Genomic DNA, 18,910 nt, shown 5'->3' on the forward strand with positions numbered 1-18,910 from the left:
GTAATGTGAGTAATGCACCAAAGAACGCTTCAGAGAAGACGTTCCAAGACAATTTTGTCAAAGAGATGCAAAAGTATAAATGGGAAGCACCTGACTTTTTAAATGGTAATAAACAAAAAGTTACTGTGAAACGTTTGATCGATCACTGGCGGGATGAGATAAACCGTATTAATGCCGACCAATTGGAAGGTGTACCATTAACAGATAATGAGTTTAGCCAAGTGATGGCACAAGTGAAGCAAATTGCGAATAGCTATGAAGCAGCTAAAATATTAGCGATGGAACAATCAAAAGGAAAGATTGATGGCATATACCGTGACGACCATCCCGACATTACAAGACAACAAATTACGCTAACGATTTTCAAAAAGGCACAGGTTAGTGGTGGTGATTCAAGTTATCGTATTGCTAGAGAAGTAGAATCACAAAATGATAACCGTTTTGACCTAGTGTTACTTATTAATGGTTTGCCACTCATTAATATCGAACAAAAACGAACAGATAAGACGTTAGATGAAGCATTTAATCAGTTCAAGCGTTATTACCGTGATGGAGAATACACCCATAATTTCATGGCTTTTTCTCAAATGATGGTTATTACATCGGAAGTTGCGACTCGTTATTTTGCAACACCAAAAACTATTAAGGATTTTAACCCAAGCTTTGTATTCCATTGGGCTGATGAAAATAATAAACCGGTCAACCATTGGGAAGATGTTATCTGCCAATTTCTGATGATTCCGATGGCACATCAAATTGTTGGTGACTATTTAGTTATTGATGAAGCCAAAGAAGAAGAAAATAGACGTCATATGATTATGCGGCCATATCAAGTACATGCTCTACAAGCAGTAGAAGGCGCTGCATTTGGATGGGATAACGAAAATAGAATTCCACATGGTGGTTTTGTTTGGCACACTACGGGGTCAGGAAAAACGATTACGAGTTTTAAAACAGCTTTATTTTTATCAACTCGAGGAGGATTCGACAAAGTCGTGTTTCTAGTTGACCGTAGAGAGTTGGATAACCGGACGAGTGAGAACTTTAAAGCATATGCTGCATATGAACCTGTTTCTGTTGATGATACAAAGCATACATATCAACTTAGAAAAATACTGAAATCATCTAACGGTGGGATTGTCGTCACAACGACATTCAAATTGAATGCGTTAGTAAAAGAGCTAGAAGAAGCACAAGATGAAAGTATAGCAAACAAGCGGATCGTTTTTATCATTGATGAGGCCCATCGTACGACAATGGGGAATATGATGGGAACGATCAAACAGTATTTTAGAAAAAATGGATTTTTCTTCGGCTATACAGGAACACCTTTATTTGATGAGAACAAAATAAAGGGAAAAATTAACGAAAAAAGTGAAGTAATCAATACAACAGAGAAATTATTCGGTCCGCAACTTCACCAATATACCATTGATGAGGCAATTGGTGATAAAAACGTGCTAGGTTTTTATGTCGATTATATGAATACAGGCGAATTTTCGAGTTATGATGATTTAAGAGAACAAATTATGGAACAGTTGAAACAAGAGCAACCTGATATGGCCGAACGGGAAATGGAACGCCTTGTATATAGTTGGTCAGAATTGGAAGTGGAACAGCAAGCACAAAAAAGAGACATCCTTGTGTATCACGATGATACGCATATTCCACGTGTGGTAGAGGAGATATTAAATAAATGGCCATCCCAATCACAGGGACAAGTATTCAACGCCATTTTGACAGTTGCCTATAAAAAGCGAGTGATTGCTTTTTATGATGAATTTAAGAAGCAATTAGAAGGTCGTAATGATATTCAATTAAACGTGGCGATGACGTTTAGTTTTGGAGGGGATGAAGAAAACGAACCGGTAGATCCAAGTGTCATAGAAGAGATGTTTCGAGATTATGCTTCTTTTACAGGGATTGAATTTGTCGCCGACGATAAGAAGCATGGGGAAGATGCTTACTATGAAGATGTTGTCGAACGGGCAACACGTGGTGGTAGTGGAAGAAATCCGAAGAATATTGACCTAGTTATCGTTGCAGACCAATTACTGACAGGATATGATTCCAAATTCATCAATACGTTATACGTGGACCGTCCACTTGAACTACAAAAACTTGTTCAAGCTTATTCTAGAACGAATCGTATATACGGTGAAGAAAAAGAGTTTGGCTCGATTATAAATTTTAAATATCCAAGAATCACAGAGGATATGGTTAATCAGGCACTAAAATTATATGGTAGTGGAGGCAAAAGTAGTAAGGCCATTGTTGAACCTTATGACACAGCCGTAGAAAAGTTCGCAATCAAAGTAAGTGAAATGACTCCTACGCTGCCTAACCCAACGAGTTGGCAAGAGATCACACATGATCAGGAGAAAAAAGAGGCTTTTATTCTTGCATACAAAGACAGTTCGGAGCAATTAAATTTCGTGGAACAGTATTATGAGTTTAAATGGGATGAACAAACGTTTGGTATCGATGAACATACATGGTTGCGCTATGTAGGTGCATATAAAAATTTAACTTGGGAAGAAAGAGACCCTGATCCTGTTACATCTCCAAACGCTCTAGCCGGAAAAACAAAGCTAGCAGGCACGCAAGTAATCGATGCTAATCATATCCTTAATTTAATTGGGGAAAAGGCTGTTTCATCTGATGGTAAACAAACCGTTGATACAGAAACATTACGTATCATTTATCAGCAAATAGAAGAATTAAGTAACATGGGGGATCATGAACAAGCAGAGCTTTTAAAAGAGTTTGTAATAGAGGAACTTGAGCCCGGAAATGTGTCAAGTGGAGTTAACTTTGACGAAGCGTTTGATAATTGGAAGAATGATAAAATGAAAGTAATACTCCAAGAGTCTGCTGAAGAATGGGGAGTAGATGGTGATATTCTTAAAGATTCAGTTGAAGCATATTCTGTTACAAGATCTGATGATATCCCCTTTAAAGATGACTTATTTGGTAGTGTGGAATTTGAATCGGCAATGAACCAAAAGGGAAAAAATAAGTTAGAACATAATATTGAGTTAATGAAATTTCTTCGTGAGGAAATACCGAAAATTAAATCGAAATATGATTAATTAAATAAGTTTCCTGTATATAGCCTGCCAGCGTATATTTTGACTACCTTTTATGAAAAATCCGTTTAAACTTGGGAAAACGTTGATTTAAACCGGTATGTGAATTTTCCATGTAATATGGAATAAATTAAAAATATACAAGGATTTGGAGGAACATCATTGAAAGTAAACGAACTCCGAGCAAAAACAGACAACATGAAGAAAGATGAACTCCAGGTACTGGTCGCTGAGATGTACAAACAAATACCGAAAAAGGTACGTGAAGAAAAACAAATTGATACACTTATCGATAATCCGCAAGTTTTCAAACAGGAAAAGAAAAAGGGGAAACAAGCAAAGGAAAAACCGGATTTTGCAAGTGTCGAGGATGAAGCGAAAACGTTTATGGAAAATGCCTGGGAGCAAAATTATTTTGCACCTAACCGCGAAATTCCTAAAAAAGAACGTTCCAAATGGCGGTTTACAGCTAAACGATTGGTGGATCAAATAACGGAACTCGGCCGCGAACCGGAATACCGCATGGAGTGCATCCACCTTTTAGAAGAATTATATCGGTTGTTTACGTATGCTTCGGGACATGTTGTATTTTCGAGTGATGAGCCTTTTTACACGATGCGAATTCCGCAGCTGGACTTCTTGAATCGTTTAATCACACTAAAAAAAGAAGAACAGGTGCCAGATAAATGGATTTCCGACTCCCTACAACTAATTGCAGGTAATGAAAACAATCATAATATATTACCCAGTGAATTGCTGGGGATGATGACTGGTATGTTAAACAATGCCCCACTCAAAGAGAAGGCTGGCCAGATCGCAGAAGATTTAGTTTACAAAAAAGAGACATACATAAAACAAACGAAGAAAATGGACTGGAGAGCAAAGTACGAAGCCGAGGAATATATTAACATATTGGTAGAAATGGTGTTCATATTGCAAAGTGAGCTTGGTGAATACGATACAGCAATCAACTTTTACAAAAAACGTCATCGCAAATTAAGAGATGAAGTGGATCTGTACATTTTACTGGAATGGATACGCCAATATCAGAAACGCTCGAAAGAATGGATGCGCGAATACGAGCAAGCCATTGAACGTGGTATCGAACCTCGTAGCACCCTAAAAGCGATGTATGATTATGTGAAGCAGGGAAATGAGTTACCTGAATAAATTCCTTTCTATACAGGGAGCACTGGTTCATGATCGAATGGGGAATAAAAAGAAATCGATCTTAAAAAAGGGGCTTAACCATGATCAACAACAAAAAAGATGTAAAACGCCTCGAATCAGAAGTTAATCACATCCTAGAAAATTGCAATCTCTTTTCCGAGGAGCATTTTAACAACCAAATCAAAGATGCCTGGCAAACGTTAAAGAGAATCAAAGTGCGGGAGAATGTAAAGACGATTCCGATCGACACGATTTCTACCTTGGAAAAAGGATTGCCGGTCAACGTATTAGTGGAGAACGGCTTCAGGAGTCTCTATGACATTCGTGATCAATCAGCTGCCGATCTGATGTACATTGATGGTATTGGTGAGAAATATGCTGATTCGATTGCAGAAGCTGTATCCAAAATTACAGAATCTGTTTATCAGCAGGCAAAGCCCAGAATCGATCCGGATGACTTATCTGGGGCTGAGATCGACCTGCTTGAGTCTATTTACAGGAAATGGGAACTCTTACCGACGTTGGAATCATTGCACACGGATGCTGACTATTTACATCAAACGATCATCCCTGATATGGAAACAGCGAAGAACAAGAAAGGCTTTGTAGGATCCCTTTTTCAATCAAAGACCGAAAAAGAACAAATCAAGGCAGCTTTTGATCGATTAAATGCTTACCAAGAGAATCTGGAATCTATTTACCAAAAACTGGATAAAATCATTCCATATACCGTGGACAGAGATGCGTTAATCCAGCATTTTGTGAAGGAGAACGCCGCTTATTATACGGAAATTGAAAAAGTAACGGACTTTGAACAGACGGAAGAAGCAGAAGATTTACCAGCAGGGATTGTAGAAACAATAAGAAATACAACACTCGATACGACAGGGCTGAAAATAGCATTAAGACAGTATCAGACATTTGGGGCAAAGTATGCCTTATACTACAGGCGAACATTGCTTGGCGATGAAATGGGACTGGGTAAAACCATTCAAGCGTTGGCTATGGTGAATCATTTATCCCAACGTAATCAGAAATATGCATTGGTTGTTTGTCCATTAAGTGTGCTTGCAAACTGGAAGCGAGAAATTGAGCAGCATTCGGAACTAAAAACGTTTATTTTCCACGGTCGCAATCGTGATGCGGAATTTGCAAAATGGCAAGCTCAAACCGGTGTTATCCTTACGACCTATGAGCATACATTACATATGAATCTTGAAGAAGAACAGCCTGTGGATGCACTAATTGTAGACGAAGCACACTATGTTAAGAACCCAGAGGCCAAGCGTTCCCAGCGAATCTATCAACTTGCAGCGAATGTCGAGTATGTTCTGTTTATGAGTGGGACACCACTGGAAAATAGGCTGGATGAAATGAAACAGTTAATGTCCGTCCTGCAACCGGATATTGCTGAAAAGTTATCGGAAAAATTACACTTACTGATGCCAAATGAATTTAGACAGCTCGTTGCTCCGGTTTATTTAAGGAGAAATAGAAAAGATGTATTAGCGGAGTTGCCCGAACTGGAAATCATACCACAGTGGACCAACTTTGGGGAAGAGGAAGAAGAGCACTATCAACAGGCGGTTATGGCAGGTCAATTAATGCTTATGCGGCGTGCTGCATGGTTGGGTGGCACACCAGGAAAATCACCTAAACTGGAAAAACTGTTGGATATATGTCAGGAAGCCTATGAGAATGGGCAAAAGGTATTGGTATTTTCCTTTTTCCGAGATGTCATCGACACCATCCAGCGGCATGTAAATGATAGAACATTTGAAGCCATAACGGGAGATGTTTCCAATGCAAGAAGGCAAGAAATCATTGATGCATTTACGGATGCACGGCCCGGATCTGTTTTGGTGAGTCAAATTAGTGCGGGTGGCGTTGGATTGAACATACAGGCTGCCAATATTGTGGTTTTGTGTGAGCCACAATGGAAACCGTCTACCGAAGAACAAGCTATAAGTCGTGCCTATAGGATGGGTCAATCGCGAAATGTGATTGTCTATCGGCTTCTGACAGAAGAAAGCATTGATGGAACGATGTTGGAGATATTGGGTGAGAAGGCTAATTTATTCGACCTATATGCCAGAGAATCCGATGTTGCTTCCCTTGCATTGCAAGAACATGAGGAATCGGAAGAAGAATCGATCAAGAAGAAAGTGTTGAAATTGGAGCAGGAACGGTTGGAGCAATATGTGGGGTGAGATTGAAGTGAAGATAGTTAGTAAAAAAGAAAGGACGGTACAATGTATTCAGAAAATAAAAAAGGGGTGTTCTCGATGACCGTTACAGCCAGGAAATGGGGAAACAGTATCGGTGTAAGTATTCCAGAATGGTTGGCAAATAAATATGACCTTGTCAATGGTTCGCAAATGGAAGTTGTCGATGGAGGAAATGGGATTATATTAAAACCGGTGGTGGAAGACGACCCTTCCCTTGATGAATTGCTATCTATGATCACGCCCGAAAATGAACATGAAGAGATTGACTTCGGGAAGCCAGAAGGAGCTGAGATAGGCTAATGCAAGCGCCAGAAAGAGGAGATTTAGTGACATTGAATTTCAGCCCTCAATTCGGGCATGAACAGGCAGGATTTAGGCCTGCTATCGTTTTATCACCAAAAAAATTCAATCAGGCACAGAAGTTTGCCTTTTTATGCCTTATTACAACCAAGAAAAAGGGTTATCCTTTCAAAATTGAACTACCCGAGGATCTGCCGGTTTATGGTGTTATTTTATCTGATCAAATTCGTAGTTTAGATTGGAGGTTCAAGGAAAAGCACCTGTCGAAATTGTAAATATATGTATTAAACGCATTCAAAAAATTCTATATGTGAGTGAATATACACGGGATAATTAGAGAATAGATATCGTCATCTAAGATCCTTCAATATGTATAATAAGATTTTTACACGGATAGAGTATAGACAAATAGATGCTTATTGCATATGTTTGTCTTAAAGATCCCCCAATTTGATAAAAGTTGCAGGTTAAACGATGAAAAACGATGAATGATTTGATGACGAAAGATGAGAACAAGGAGAAATAAGTTTCGGTATTGGATAAAAGCGGTGACATAGAGGATTATCTTATGTCACTTTTATTGTATGGATACATCAAAAAGATTCACCTTGTTGAAAAACACTCATGCTAAAGTTGAAGGCGCCTAAAACAACTGATTTACATAATCTAGTAAAGAAAGAAAACATAGGAGCGATAGAAATGGCGATAGATGTAGGGACCCTCTACACACATAAAGGCCGGATCTCATTTTTCGACGGCGGGTTATTTCAGTTCATCGGCGCAGAGTACAACTTTTGTGAATTGACCATGTATATTCATTGATTGCCATTATTATTTCCAGTAAACTATTTATAGGTGAAATGAAGAGAGAGGTGCTTACTAGTGAAATTTATAGACAATCAAGGGATTACAGATCCAACAATTAACCTGGCATTGGAAGAGTACGTTTTAGAAAACTTTGGCGAGCAGGATTCTTATTTATTGTTTTATGTGAACAAGCCTTCGATTATTATCGGTAGGAATCAGAACTCCGTTGAAGAAATTAATACAGAATATGTTGATGAGAACGGAATAAAAGTTGTTCGTCGTCTGTCAGGTGGAGGAGCGGTATATCACGATGAACAGAACCTGAATTTCAGTTTTATTACACAGGATGATGGAAATAGCTTTCAAAATTTCCAACGGTTCACGCAGCCAATCGTAGATGCATTAAATAAAATCGGTGTACCAGCGGAGTTACATGGAAGGAATGACCTGGCAGCCAATGGACGTAAAATTTCCGGTAACGCCATGTTTTCAACGAGAGGACGGATGTTCAGTCATGGCACGCTGATGCTTGATTCACAAATTGAAAACGTTGTTTCTGCTTTAAATGTCAATAAAGAAAAAATTGAATCCAAAGGGATCAAATCCATTCGTAGCCGTGTAGCCAATATCTCTGAATTTCTAGATGAGAAAATTAGCATGGATGAATTCAAAGCACTTATTTTGCGACATGTATTTGATGTGGAAGATGTTAAGGACGTTCCGCAGCATGAATTAACGGAAAAAGATTGGGAGAATATCCACCAAATCTCCAAGGAACGTTATCAGCAGTGGGATTGGAATTATGGTAAATCACCATCCTTTAATATTCAGGCATCCCATAAATTTGACGCTGGTCTGGTGGACGTTCGTCTGGATGTTAAAAAAGGCGTTATCGAAAATTGCAAGATTTATGGTGATTTCTTTGGTGTTGGAAATGTAGGAGTCATCGAGGATAGCCTGACCGGGGTTCGTCACGAGCGTAAAGCGATTGAAGAAGCATTGGCAGATGTTGATGTTCCACATTACCTAGGTCGAATTACGAAAGAAGAATTCATTAATTTAATCTATTAAGTGTCAGGCAGCTCATGGTAGAATGAGCTGCTATTTTTTATCAAAATAGAAATAACTCGAAAAATCAACTATTCCATTTGAAATTGTTATAAAATAAAAAGTTTTTTCACGGAAGGCTATTTTTTTGTAGCTTTTTATGTGGAAATTTGGTAAATTAATATTTAGCCACTTTCTTTTCGTTTAAAAACGAAAGGATGATAAACATGTATAATGATTTTTATACTCCAACTTATGAAATTACCCCAATGACCATGGCGGTTATCGTTCAACTCAGTGATAATGGCAATTCAATCAAAACCATATTGGAAGAAGACTTCGAATATATTGTCGACCAACCTCCTACTAAAATTATTGATTCAGCTTGCAAGTTCTTTGGGGCCAGCCTAAAAGGCAGACAGGACGGAACTCGCGATATTTGTGGATTAACACATAAAGCGCCTATCTCAATTGACCCTTCTAGCGGGATGTATTTTTTTCCGACATCCTCTCCAGCTAATGCTAAATGTTCTTGGATTGCTCATTCCCATATTGACCAAATCAATAAAGCTCCAAATCATCGTACAGAAATTAGTTTTAAAAATGGGAAGCAAGTTACGCTCGATGTCTCTTTTGGTTCCATGCTAAATCAAGTGCAGCGAACTGCGCAATATCGGTATCTACTTGATAATCGTATTAAATTTTTGCAAAAACATAAGACCGATATGGTAGCTGAGACGTAATCATGCGTTCTTGGGCCATTGCTTCTACTTTATTTCAAGTCACGGGATGAAAGTAGTTTCAACCATGTACTTAAAAATGAAAGCGATTCATTTCTGTTTTTCGTATTTCCATTTCTTCCGCTTCTTATTTTTTAAAAACACGACTTTAGTGCTTTAACCAAGCCTAGATTGAATGTCTATGCTGTCCGTTAACTGTTATCACCACTGAAAGAAAAAGGAATCATGAAGTCTTACTCGCAGATCTTCATCTATAAGATAGCGCATAAGTGAATCCCTTTATTGTATAAGAGCCTTAGTTCCGTGTATATATTATATAATGATAGAAAAATACAACCTAAATGGAAAAGAAAGTGGCTACATTTGACATATAACTATGCATTTTAAAATGTTTACATTAAAATAATATCATGGAACGAAATAAAAGGCGTTTGTATACATGAATGAGGAGATTTAACTTAATGTACTTAATGAACATCAATTTTTATGATTGGAAAGGGATTGTTGAAGACGAGGGCTGGGAGGAATTCATTCAGCAGTTGCTGCATGAGTATGAAAGTCTTGGACCGTTGCCGGGAGTTTTATTACCTTTTATTGAAGCACTTCTTCCTTTTCTGCCATTAGTCGTGTTTGTTATTGCAAATGCTGCAGCATATGGGCTATTGGAAGGATTTCTATTATCTTGGATTGGAGCCAGTTTAGGAGCTACTGTTGTTTTTCTCATTATACGTAAGCTCAGAAATACGAAAATCGTGAAATCAATACGCAAAAATAAACAAGTAAAGAGCGTAACGACGTGGCTGGAACGACATGGATTTGGTCCTCTTTTTCTACTCATGTGTTTTCCATTTTCACCATCTGCTGTTATTAATGTGGTAGCTGGTTTATCAAAGATTAGCATTCAGCAGTTTATTTTAGCTATTCTACTTGGGAAATCAGTGATGATCTTTTCAATTGCCTATGTTGGAGCAAGTATAACGGAATTTGCCAAAAACCCGGTACGAACCATTGTAGTTGGTATTTGTATTGTATTATTTTGGATAATAGGGAAATATATTGAGAAGAGATTGGAAAAAAAATCTTACTTAAAAGACAATCCGAGCATTCACCAAAAGGATTAAAAGCTTTCACACAGGGTATTAGGATGAATAGAATACAAAAATACCCCGAAGGAAGAAGTTGAAATGAAAAAATTATTGACTGCTAAATCAAACAAGGTTCTTCCTCGGCAAATAGCTATGTTAGAACTTGTATCTTTGATAGAATAAAGATACAAGTTCTATTTTTTAGGTTCTTTTTGTTAGTAATAGCTTTTAAAGCTTTGTAGTTGATATAAATGTGACGTAATTAACGTTAACATGAATGGGGGATGACGATGGGAATCCGATTTTTATTGGGAAGAGCTGGAACTGGAAAAAGCGGCAGGTCCCTTGATGAAATAAAAGAAAAATTGTTGGATGACCCACAAGGTCCGCCAATTTTTTATATTGTTCCGGATCAAATGACATTTCAGCAGGAATATGCCCTTTTCAACGATAGGGAGATAAAGGGAAGTATCCGCGGGCAAGTTGTTAGTTTCTCCAGGCTGGCATGGCGAGTACTCCAAGAAACTGGTGGTGGAACCAGACAATTCATTAGCTCTGTCGGTGTGCAAATGATGCTTCGGAAAATCATTGAGGAAAGACAGGGAGAATGGCGTATTTTTCAAAAAGCCATGGAGAAACATGGATTTCTACAGCAATTAGAGAACATGATTACCGAATTCAAACGATATGAGGTTACGCCGGATACGCTCGAAACTCAAATACATCAAATAAAGCAGTATGTACATAAAGAGCCTGGGGAAGAGGCTCTAGCTGCAAAGTTAGACGATTTGGCTTATATCTATGAAAAATTGATGCAGGCGCTTGAAGGTAATTACATGGATAGTGAAGATCAATTGAAGCTACTGGCAGCAAAGATTCAGGATGCAACATTACTGAAGGATGCTGAAATATATGTTGACGGGTTTCATCGTTTCACACCAACAGAGCTGACGGTAGTAGAAGCCTTAATGAAAAAATGTAAATCTGTCACAGTCACATTAACAGCGGATCCTCAGCATACAGAAGTATCCGAGCTGGACTTGTTTTATCAGACGACAGAAACCTATCATATATTACGAGAAATAGCCCAAAATAATCAAATTGATATTGAAGAAACAGTTAAACTGGATCCGTCGAATGGCAGATTCAAGGATCGCCCGTATTTAGCTCATTTGGAGCATAATTTCGACGTTAGACCTCCTGCAGTTTTTGACGGGGAAGTACCACTGCGTATTGCAGAGGCTGTTCATCCCCGAGCGGAGGTAGAGGGAGCCGCGCAGGAAATTATCCGGCTTGTTCGTGAGGAGAACTATCGATTTCAGGATATAGCTGTATTCATCAGAGAAACAGAAACCTATCATGATTTAATTGATACGATATTTCAAGATCATGATATCCCTGTATTTATCGATGAAAAAAGAACCATGCTCAACCATGCTTTGATCGAGTTTATTCGATCCGCATTGGATGTCGTTGAAGGTAATTGGCGTTATGATGCTATTTTTCGCTTGTTGAAGACAGGTTTTATTCCTTCCTCGGACCCCGATTTTCCCTTAACCAATGATGCCATTGATGAACTCGAAAATTATGTGCTGGAATATGGCATTCGTTCCAGATCGAGCTGGACCGGTGAGAAGGAGTGGATTTTTCAGCGTTTCCGAGGGTTCGACCAGGCAGCACAAACCGATGCGGAAAAAGAAATACAACAACGTGTAAACAAGTACCGCTATCAAGTCACGCGAGCACTGGCTCCCTTTGATGAGCAACTTAGAAATGCTAGCACGGTACAGGAATTATGTGAGATAACCTATACATTGTTGGAAAATCTTGATGTACCAACGCGCTTGGAGCATACAAGAGAGCGATACGATGATCGAGGAGAAGTAGAAAAAGGCAGGGAACAGGAACAAGTATGGAATGCAGTGATTCAGCTATTTGATGAAATGGTTGAGCTAGCTGGTGAAGAAAAGATGACATTATCGACATTTCGAACAACTTTAGATGCTGGGTTGGAAACATTAAAATTCGCACATGTCCCACCAACGATTGATCATGTGATCGTTGGTACGATTGACCGATCAAGAATTAGCGGAATTACGTGCGCCTTTTTGCTAGGGGTTAATGACGGTGTTTGGCCCATGAAGCCGGATTCGGATGGGATGATTAATGAACAGGAAAGAGAATTATTGGCCGGACATGGAATGCAATTAGCTAGTAGCAGCAAGCAACAATTACTGGATGACTGGTTTTACATGTATATTGCCTTTACAGCAGCCAAAGATCGAATTTGGGTTAGCTATCCACTGAGTGATGAAGAGGGTAAATCGAAAATGCCATCACAGCTGATCAAACGAATGGAAGACTTATTTCCGGCAAGACGTGATCATATTTTACTGCAAGATCCGGATGAATTGATAGAAGCAGATCGTTTTATTACTACCCCGTTAAAAACAAGGTCAGCATTAACAGCTCAATTAGCACGCGGGCGAAAAGGGTACCCGATCCATTCGATTTGGTGGCATGTACTGAATTGGTATATCGATCATTATCCGAAATACGGCATGACTCACACGATTTTACAGAGCTTATATTATCAAAATAAACCTATAAATCTAGCTTCTGAGACGGTAGAAAAATTATACCCTCAACAGGTAAAAGCAAGCGTATCTCGATTGGAATCCTATTATCGATGTTCGTTCCAGCATTTTGCAAAATATAGTTTAAATTTGGATGAACGAAAAACATATAAATTGGATGCTCCTGACATCGGACAGCTTTTCCACGAAGCTCTAAAAACAATTACAGAATGGATACAAGCCGATGGGAGAGAGTTTGCGCAACTATCGAAGCATGAAACAGATGATTATGCACAAAAAGCGGTGATCCATTTGGCGCCTATCCTGCAGCATCAAATATTACACAGTTCGAATCGTTATCAATATATACAAAAGAAATTACAGGATGTTATTGCAAGAGCAGCTTTTGTATTAAGCGAACAAGCAAGAAGAAGTGATTTTTCACCTGTAGGATTGGAAGTTGGATTTGGAAAGGGTCAAACACTTCCACCGCTTACACTTGATTTGGAAAATGGGTATGAACTTATGCTCCGTGGGCGAATTGACCGTGTGGATAAAGCAGTAAATGAAGAAGCATTATTCCTTCGCATTATTGATTACAAATCGAGTGCTAAGGGCTTAAATCTTCTAGAGGTTTATTATGGGCTCGCGTTGCAAATGTTGGCGTATCTGGATGTTGTACTATCGAGTTCCGAGCAGTGGCTGGGTTCCAGGGCCACACCAGCAGGAGTGCTTTATTTCCATGTGCATAATCCGATGATTTCCAAAAATGAAAAGGTGAACGATGAAGCCATTGAACAGGAAATTTTTAGAAAGTATAAAATGCAGGGCATGCTTTTGTCAGATGAAGAAATGATCAGGCAGATGGATACATCACTGGAATCAGGCTCAAGTCAAATTATTCCGGCTGGCGTCAAAAAGAATGGTGGTTTTTACAGCTATTCGAAAGTAGCGGATAAGGATACTTTTACGCGTTTGCAGAACCATATTCATCAATTAATGATGCAAGCAGGTATTGATATGACAGAAGGCGGCGTTCATTTAAATCCATATCAGCATAAACAGGAAATTGCTTGTACGTATTGCCCGTTTCATTCACTTTGCCAATTCGATCCAATCTTAGAAACAAATAATTACCGAAAACTGACAGATATGAAAGATGAGGATATTTTAGACAGACTCCGTAAAGGGGAGGGAAAATAATGGCCGCGTGGACAAAGGAACAAGAGGAAGCTATTTATACGGACGGCAGTGATGTGCTTGTAGCAGCGGCTGCCGGTTCTGGGAAAACAGCTGTATTAGTAGAGCGGATTATCCAAAAGCTGTTAAAAAAAGATAATCCGACTGATATCGATTCCCTGCTTGTTGTTACATTTACCAATGCTGCGGCACAAGAAATGCAGAGTCGCGTCGGATTGGCTCTTGAAGCAGCATTAGCAAAAGACCCAACATCTAATCACTTGAAAAAACAGCTATCGTTATTGCAAAAAGCTTCCATATCTACATTACATTCTTTCTGCTTGGACGTTGTTAAACAACATGCGTATTTGCTTGATATTGATCCGGCTTTTCGTATCGCAAATGATATGGAAACTGACCTGATCAAACAAGAAGTAATTGATGATTTATTTGAGGAATGGTATGGAGAAGAAGAGGAAGGGCTGGAAAATTTTTTCCCTGTTGTTGATCGTTTTTCAAGTGATCGTAGTGATGTGGAGGTAGAAGATTTAATTCTAAAATTATATCATTTTGCCATACAGAATCCATGGCCGGATCATTGGCTGGATCATCTAGCAGATGTGTATGAGATTCCTCAGGATTTTCGAGAATCTGAGTTACATTGGTTGACTATTATGAAACGTGAGATAAGCAGTCAATTTACTGCAATCGAGGAAGAAATGAATCAAGCCCTTGCATTAACGAAAGAAAGTGACGGACCTTATCCGTATGCAGATGCGATAGAATCTGATTTATCCAGCTTGCAAGAAGCGTTAGCCTCGCTCGAGTCTTGGGATGATTTACAAACTTTTATGGCACATCATTCGTTTGCAAAATTATCATCCAAACGAACGGATTGTGATGAAGCAAAGAAAGATAGCGTACAAACCCTGAGGAAAAGCTACAAAAAGCGTTGGAATGACATGCGGGATAAATGGTTCAGTCGCAATTTGGTGAGTCATATTGAAGATATGCGCGAGCTTGCGCCTATTATTCGGAAATTAACCGACTTAGTGAAACAATTTAAAGCACGTTTTACAGAACAAAAACGGGAAAAAGCGATTGTTGACTTTTCCGACTTGGAACATTTCTGTCTTGAGCTTCTTGTTGATAATTCATCAACGTTTGATAAACCTGTTCCGTCCCGAGTTGCTCATACATTGAAGGAGCAATTTAGTGAATTATTAGTAGATGAATATCAGGATACGAATCTGGTTCAGGAGACTATATTGACATTAATTAGTGATCAAATGGGTCCAGGAAACCGGTTCATGGTAGGTGACGTGAAGCAAAGTATTTACCGATTTCGACATGCGGAACCGTCGCTTTTTATACAAAAATATAAACAATTTGCACGACAAGATCATGTGGCTAAGCGTATTGACTTAGCTAGTAACTTCAGGAGCAGGGAGTATGTTTTAAACGGAACGAATTACATTTTCCGCCAGATTCTTGATGAAGAATTAGGGGAGATACGTTATGATGCAGATGCAGAACTGATTTATGCGAACCAGATGTACGATACATTAACGAACACAGAGGCAACCCCTGAGCTTCTTATTATTGACAGGGAAGCGGGGGATGACGACCCGCAGGAAGAGGAGGATTATCAAGATTTAGAGAAAGCACAACTAGAAGCAAGAGCTTATTCGGAGAAAATAAAATCCTGGATTGGCCAGAAAGATAACAAACCGCTCCAAGTTGTTGATAAAGAAACACAGGTTAAGCGTGATATGCAGTATCGTGACGTCGTTATTTTAATGCGTTCAATGACATGGGCACCAACCATTGTCGATGAATTAAAAAAGCAGGGTATTCCTGTATATGCTGAGCTTTCTACAGGTTACTTCGAAGCCATTGAAGTCAAAATTATGATTAGTTTACTGAAAGTTATTGATAACCCGAGACAGGATATTCCGTTAGCTTCCGTTCTTCGCTCGCCCATGGTTGGATTGAATGAAGAGGACTTAGCAACCATTCGACTTGCAGATAAAAACCATGCTTTTTACGATGCGGTGCAGAAGTTTAAGAGACAGAACACCGGCAGGCTGGCTGAAAAGATGGAACAGTTCCTTTCCCTTTTGGAGGAATTTCGCTTAGCAGCTAGACAAGGAGCTTTATCAGCGTTGATTTGGGATATTTATCGTGAGACAGGGTACTATGATTTTGTCGGTGGTATGCCAGGAGGACGTCAACGTCAGGCGAATTTGCGTGCACTATACGACCGGGCGAGAGGTTATGAAACAACTTCATTTAGAGGATTATTCCGCTTCCTGCGTTTTATTGAGCGAATGGAAGAGCGCGGAGATGATCTTGGTTCTGCAAGGGCGCTTAGTGAGCAAGAAGATGTCGTTCGAATTATGACGATTCATAAAAGTAAAGGACTCGAATTTCCGGTAGTCATCCTTGGAGCAATGGATAAGCAGTTTAATTTACAGGATCTAAGGCAGAAATATTTATTGCATAAAGATTTGGGCTTTGCAAGTAAATACATTGATCCCGTCAAACGCATTACGTATCCAACCCTATTTTACCATGCCGTACAGAACGAAAAATTACGCGAATTGTTGGCAGAGGAAATGCGAGTTTTATATGTGGCATTAACGCGCGCAAAAGAAAAATTAATAATGATCGGAAACGTTGCTTCATTTGAGAAAAAGCAACAAAAATGGCAAAAAATGAACAATCATGCAAATTGGGTGTTACCTGCACATTTCCGAAAAGAGTCTAAGACTTATTTGGACTGGGTCGGACCCGCCTTAATCCGGCATCAGGCAAATAGTGCGCTACGAACGGAAGACATTAGTGACGTGGTTCTGGATGATATACAAATGGATCCTTCCGACTGGGATGTTTCTATCATCCATGGCAGCTCGTTAGCTAATTTAGAAGAAACTGCAAGCGAGACAGAATTACAGTTGAAGGAAAATATTGTGAATTGGCAACCTGTGGAAGTTTATAATGGTTCGCTTGATAAGAAAGTTGATGAACGTCTGTCTTTCCACTATCCTTTTGAAGAAGCTGCCAGATCCCGAGCAAAGCAGACTGTAACAGAAATTAAGCGCCAACGCGAGATCAAGGATGAATATAGCGGGGATCAACTTGTTCAGGGCCCTCAGGCGCCAATTGTGAAACGGCCAACTTTCATGCAAAAGGAAAAAACTATTACTTCGGCAGAAAAAGGTACGGCAATGCATACCGTGATGCAGCATCTGCCAATGACGAAGCCACTATCCCGTGTTGAAATTGAAGAGAAAGTGGAAGCAATGGTGGAGAGTGAGCTACTGACGAAACAGGAAGCAGAAATAATTGATTTAGCTGCGATTGAGCAATTTTTCACAACAAGAATTGCTAAGCTAATGATGGAATCTTCTTCTATTTTACGTGAAATACCATTCAGTCTTACATTGCCAGCTAGAGAAGTATATGCGGCGTGGACAAGTGAAACAGATGAAAATGTCCTCATTCAAGGTGTAATCGATTGCCTCATACCAAGTGAAGCTGGTTGGATTTTAATTGATTATAAGACAGATGCCATTGTAGAAGCGGAATTTTCCGTCGATAAAGTAAAAGAAAAGCTAGTGAAAAAATATGAAACACAAATGAATCTGTACCGACATGCCATTGAGGAGATATGGAAACAGCCTGTAAAAGAAGCCTATCTTTATTTCTTTTCCAGAAATTTAGCGTTGCATGTGCCTAATTAAGTCAATATATATTTATAAGATCAGCTTTCTAATCAAGAGAGAGCGGATCTTTTTTTTATTCATTTTATTCGTCGATGTTCGTTTGTTCATCATTTGTTCACATGTGATAAGCAAGCGATTGTGATGAAATAGGAATTCCAATACTAAGTTTGTGAGTGTTGATAAGGTGTAAAACAGAGTAATTGCTTTAAAAACAATGTTATCTAAATCACAGATTAATGTGATTTAGATCACAACACAAAGCTTCGTTTCAACCTACAATATGAAGTAAGTTAACAGTAAGGAGGGGGATTTCAGATGGAAGCACCAAAAGATATGATCCCAAAGGATGCACAAGAGCAGGGAAAAGATGATGTGAAGTCGCTAAAGGGAACTTTATTCTCTTCCATCGTATTTGTTGGAGGTGGAATCACATTATTTATTGTCTTATTGTTTGTGATTTACATGATTCGAATATAAGGGAGGTTATCATTTGAAACTACATCGCTATGAAGAAATATGGCTTATTTTGGGTGTTGGAATTCTCGTTCTTTCGATGGTTATAACCGGTTACCAAACATTTGCACAAGGAATGGGACCACCTAGTGATACAGCACAGATTGATCCGCAGAAGGTGAATGAAACAGCACCTTTTGATAATCCTGGTGTATTTGAAGTAGGGGAGAATGAATACGAAGTTGTTATGACACTGCAAGCATTTGGATTTACGCCAAATGAAATTGAAGTACCTGCAGGAGCTGAAGTCACGTTTATAATGACGACAGAAGATGTGATACATGGCTTTCAAATCGCTGGAACGAATGTTAACGCGATGGTCGTTCCCGGGCGTATTCAAACAATAACAGAAACATTTGATGAACCTGGTGAATACTTGATTTTGTGTAATGAATACTGTGGGGCCGGGCACCAAATGATGAGTGCAACGATTACAGTTCATTAAAGA

General features: G+C 39.1%; 11 protein-coding genes and 1 pseudogene. All 12 read left to right on the plus strand.

Annotated features, from left to right (window positions below):
* Window positions 1-5: 5 nt before the first annotated feature.
* The 12 genes and pseudogenes from KFZ56_RS08345 (at window position 6) to KFZ56_RS08400 (ending at window position 18,907) form a co-directional block, all read left to right on the plus strand.
* A complete protein-coding gene (locus KFZ56_RS08345) occupies window positions 6-3,092 on the plus strand; it encodes a type I restriction endonuclease subunit R (protein WP_222641472.1) in 3,087 nt (1,028 codons plus the stop codon).
* A 159-nt stretch (window positions 3,093-3,251) separates the two neighbouring features.
* The gene (locus KFZ56_RS08350) at window positions 3,252-4,259 is read left to right on the plus strand and encodes a hypothetical protein (RefSeq protein ID WP_222641473.1); all 1,008 of its coding nucleotides are present in this window, start codon (window positions 3,252-3,254) and stop codon (window positions 4,257-4,259) included.
* A gap of 80 nt (window positions 4,260-4,339) precedes the next feature.
* The gene (locus KFZ56_RS08355; protein ID WP_222641474.1) at window positions 4,340-6,469 is read left to right on the plus strand and encodes a DEAD/DEAH box helicase; all 2,130 of its coding nucleotides are present in this window, start codon (window positions 4,340-4,342) and stop codon (window positions 6,467-6,469) included.
* 75 nt (window positions 6,470-6,544) lie between these two features.
* Window positions 6,545-6,787: an AbrB/MazE/SpoVT family DNA-binding domain-containing protein gene (locus tag KFZ56_RS08360; protein ID WP_255584942.1), complete on the plus strand. Its 243-nt coding sequence runs from the start codon at window positions 6,545-6,547 to the stop codon at window positions 6,785-6,787.
* A pseudogene (locus KFZ56_RS08365) lies at window positions 6,787-7,124 on the plus strand (type II toxin-antitoxin system PemK/MazF family toxin). Before KFZ56_RS08360 ends, KFZ56_RS08365 begins: the two are co-directional and overlap by 1 nt.
* Before the next feature lie 545 nt (window positions 7,125-7,669).
* Window positions 7,670-8,665 carry a lipoate--protein ligase gene (gene lplA / locus KFZ56_RS08370; RefSeq protein ID WP_222641478.1) on the plus strand — a complete coding sequence of 332 codons (996 nt, stop codon included), beginning with the start codon at window positions 7,670-7,672 and terminating at the stop codon, window positions 8,663-8,665.
* Window positions 8,666-8,868: 203 nt separating this feature from the next.
* Window positions 8,869-9,384, plus strand: coding sequence for a competence protein ComK (locus tag KFZ56_RS08375; RefSeq protein ID WP_222641480.1), 516 nt, complete (start codon window positions 8,869-8,871; stop codon window positions 9,382-9,384).
* Between the two features lie 458 nt (window positions 9,385-9,842).
* Window positions 9,843-10,502 (plus strand): TVP38/TMEM64 family protein, encoded by a 660-nt coding sequence (locus KFZ56_RS08380; protein WP_222641481.1) that lies wholly within the window; start codon window positions 9,843-9,845, stop codon window positions 10,500-10,502.
* 254 nt (window positions 10,503-10,756) lie between these two features.
* Window positions 10,757-14,245 carry a helicase-exonuclease AddAB subunit AddB gene (gene addB / locus KFZ56_RS08385; RefSeq protein ID WP_222641483.1) on the plus strand — a complete coding sequence of 1,163 codons (3,489 nt, stop codon included), beginning with the start codon at window positions 10,757-10,759 and terminating at the stop codon, window positions 14,243-14,245.
* Window positions 14,245-17,967, plus strand: a complete 3,723-nt coding sequence (gene addA / locus KFZ56_RS08390; RefSeq protein WP_222641485.1) for a helicase-exonuclease AddAB subunit AddA — start codon at window positions 14,245-14,247, stop codon at window positions 17,965-17,967. Before addB ends, addA begins: the two co-directional genes overlap by 1 nt.
* Before the next feature lie 297 nt (window positions 17,968-18,264).
* Entirely contained in the window at window positions 18,265-18,426 is a 162-nt protein-coding gene (locus tag KFZ56_RS08395; protein WP_222641486.1) for a hypothetical protein, read from the plus strand.
* A 13-nt stretch (window positions 18,427-18,439) separates the two neighbouring features.
* On the plus strand, window positions 18,440-18,907 hold the full coding sequence (locus tag KFZ56_RS08400; RefSeq protein ID WP_255584943.1) for a cytochrome c oxidase subunit II: 468 nt from the start codon (window positions 18,440-18,442) through the stop codon (window positions 18,905-18,907).
* Window positions 18,908-18,910: the final 3 nt, after the last annotated feature.

Source organism: Virgibacillus sp. NKC19-3 (assembly GCF_019837165.1).
Taxonomy (GTDB): Bacteria; Bacillota; Bacilli; order Bacillales; family Amphibacillaceae; genus Virgibacillus_L; species Virgibacillus_L saliphilus.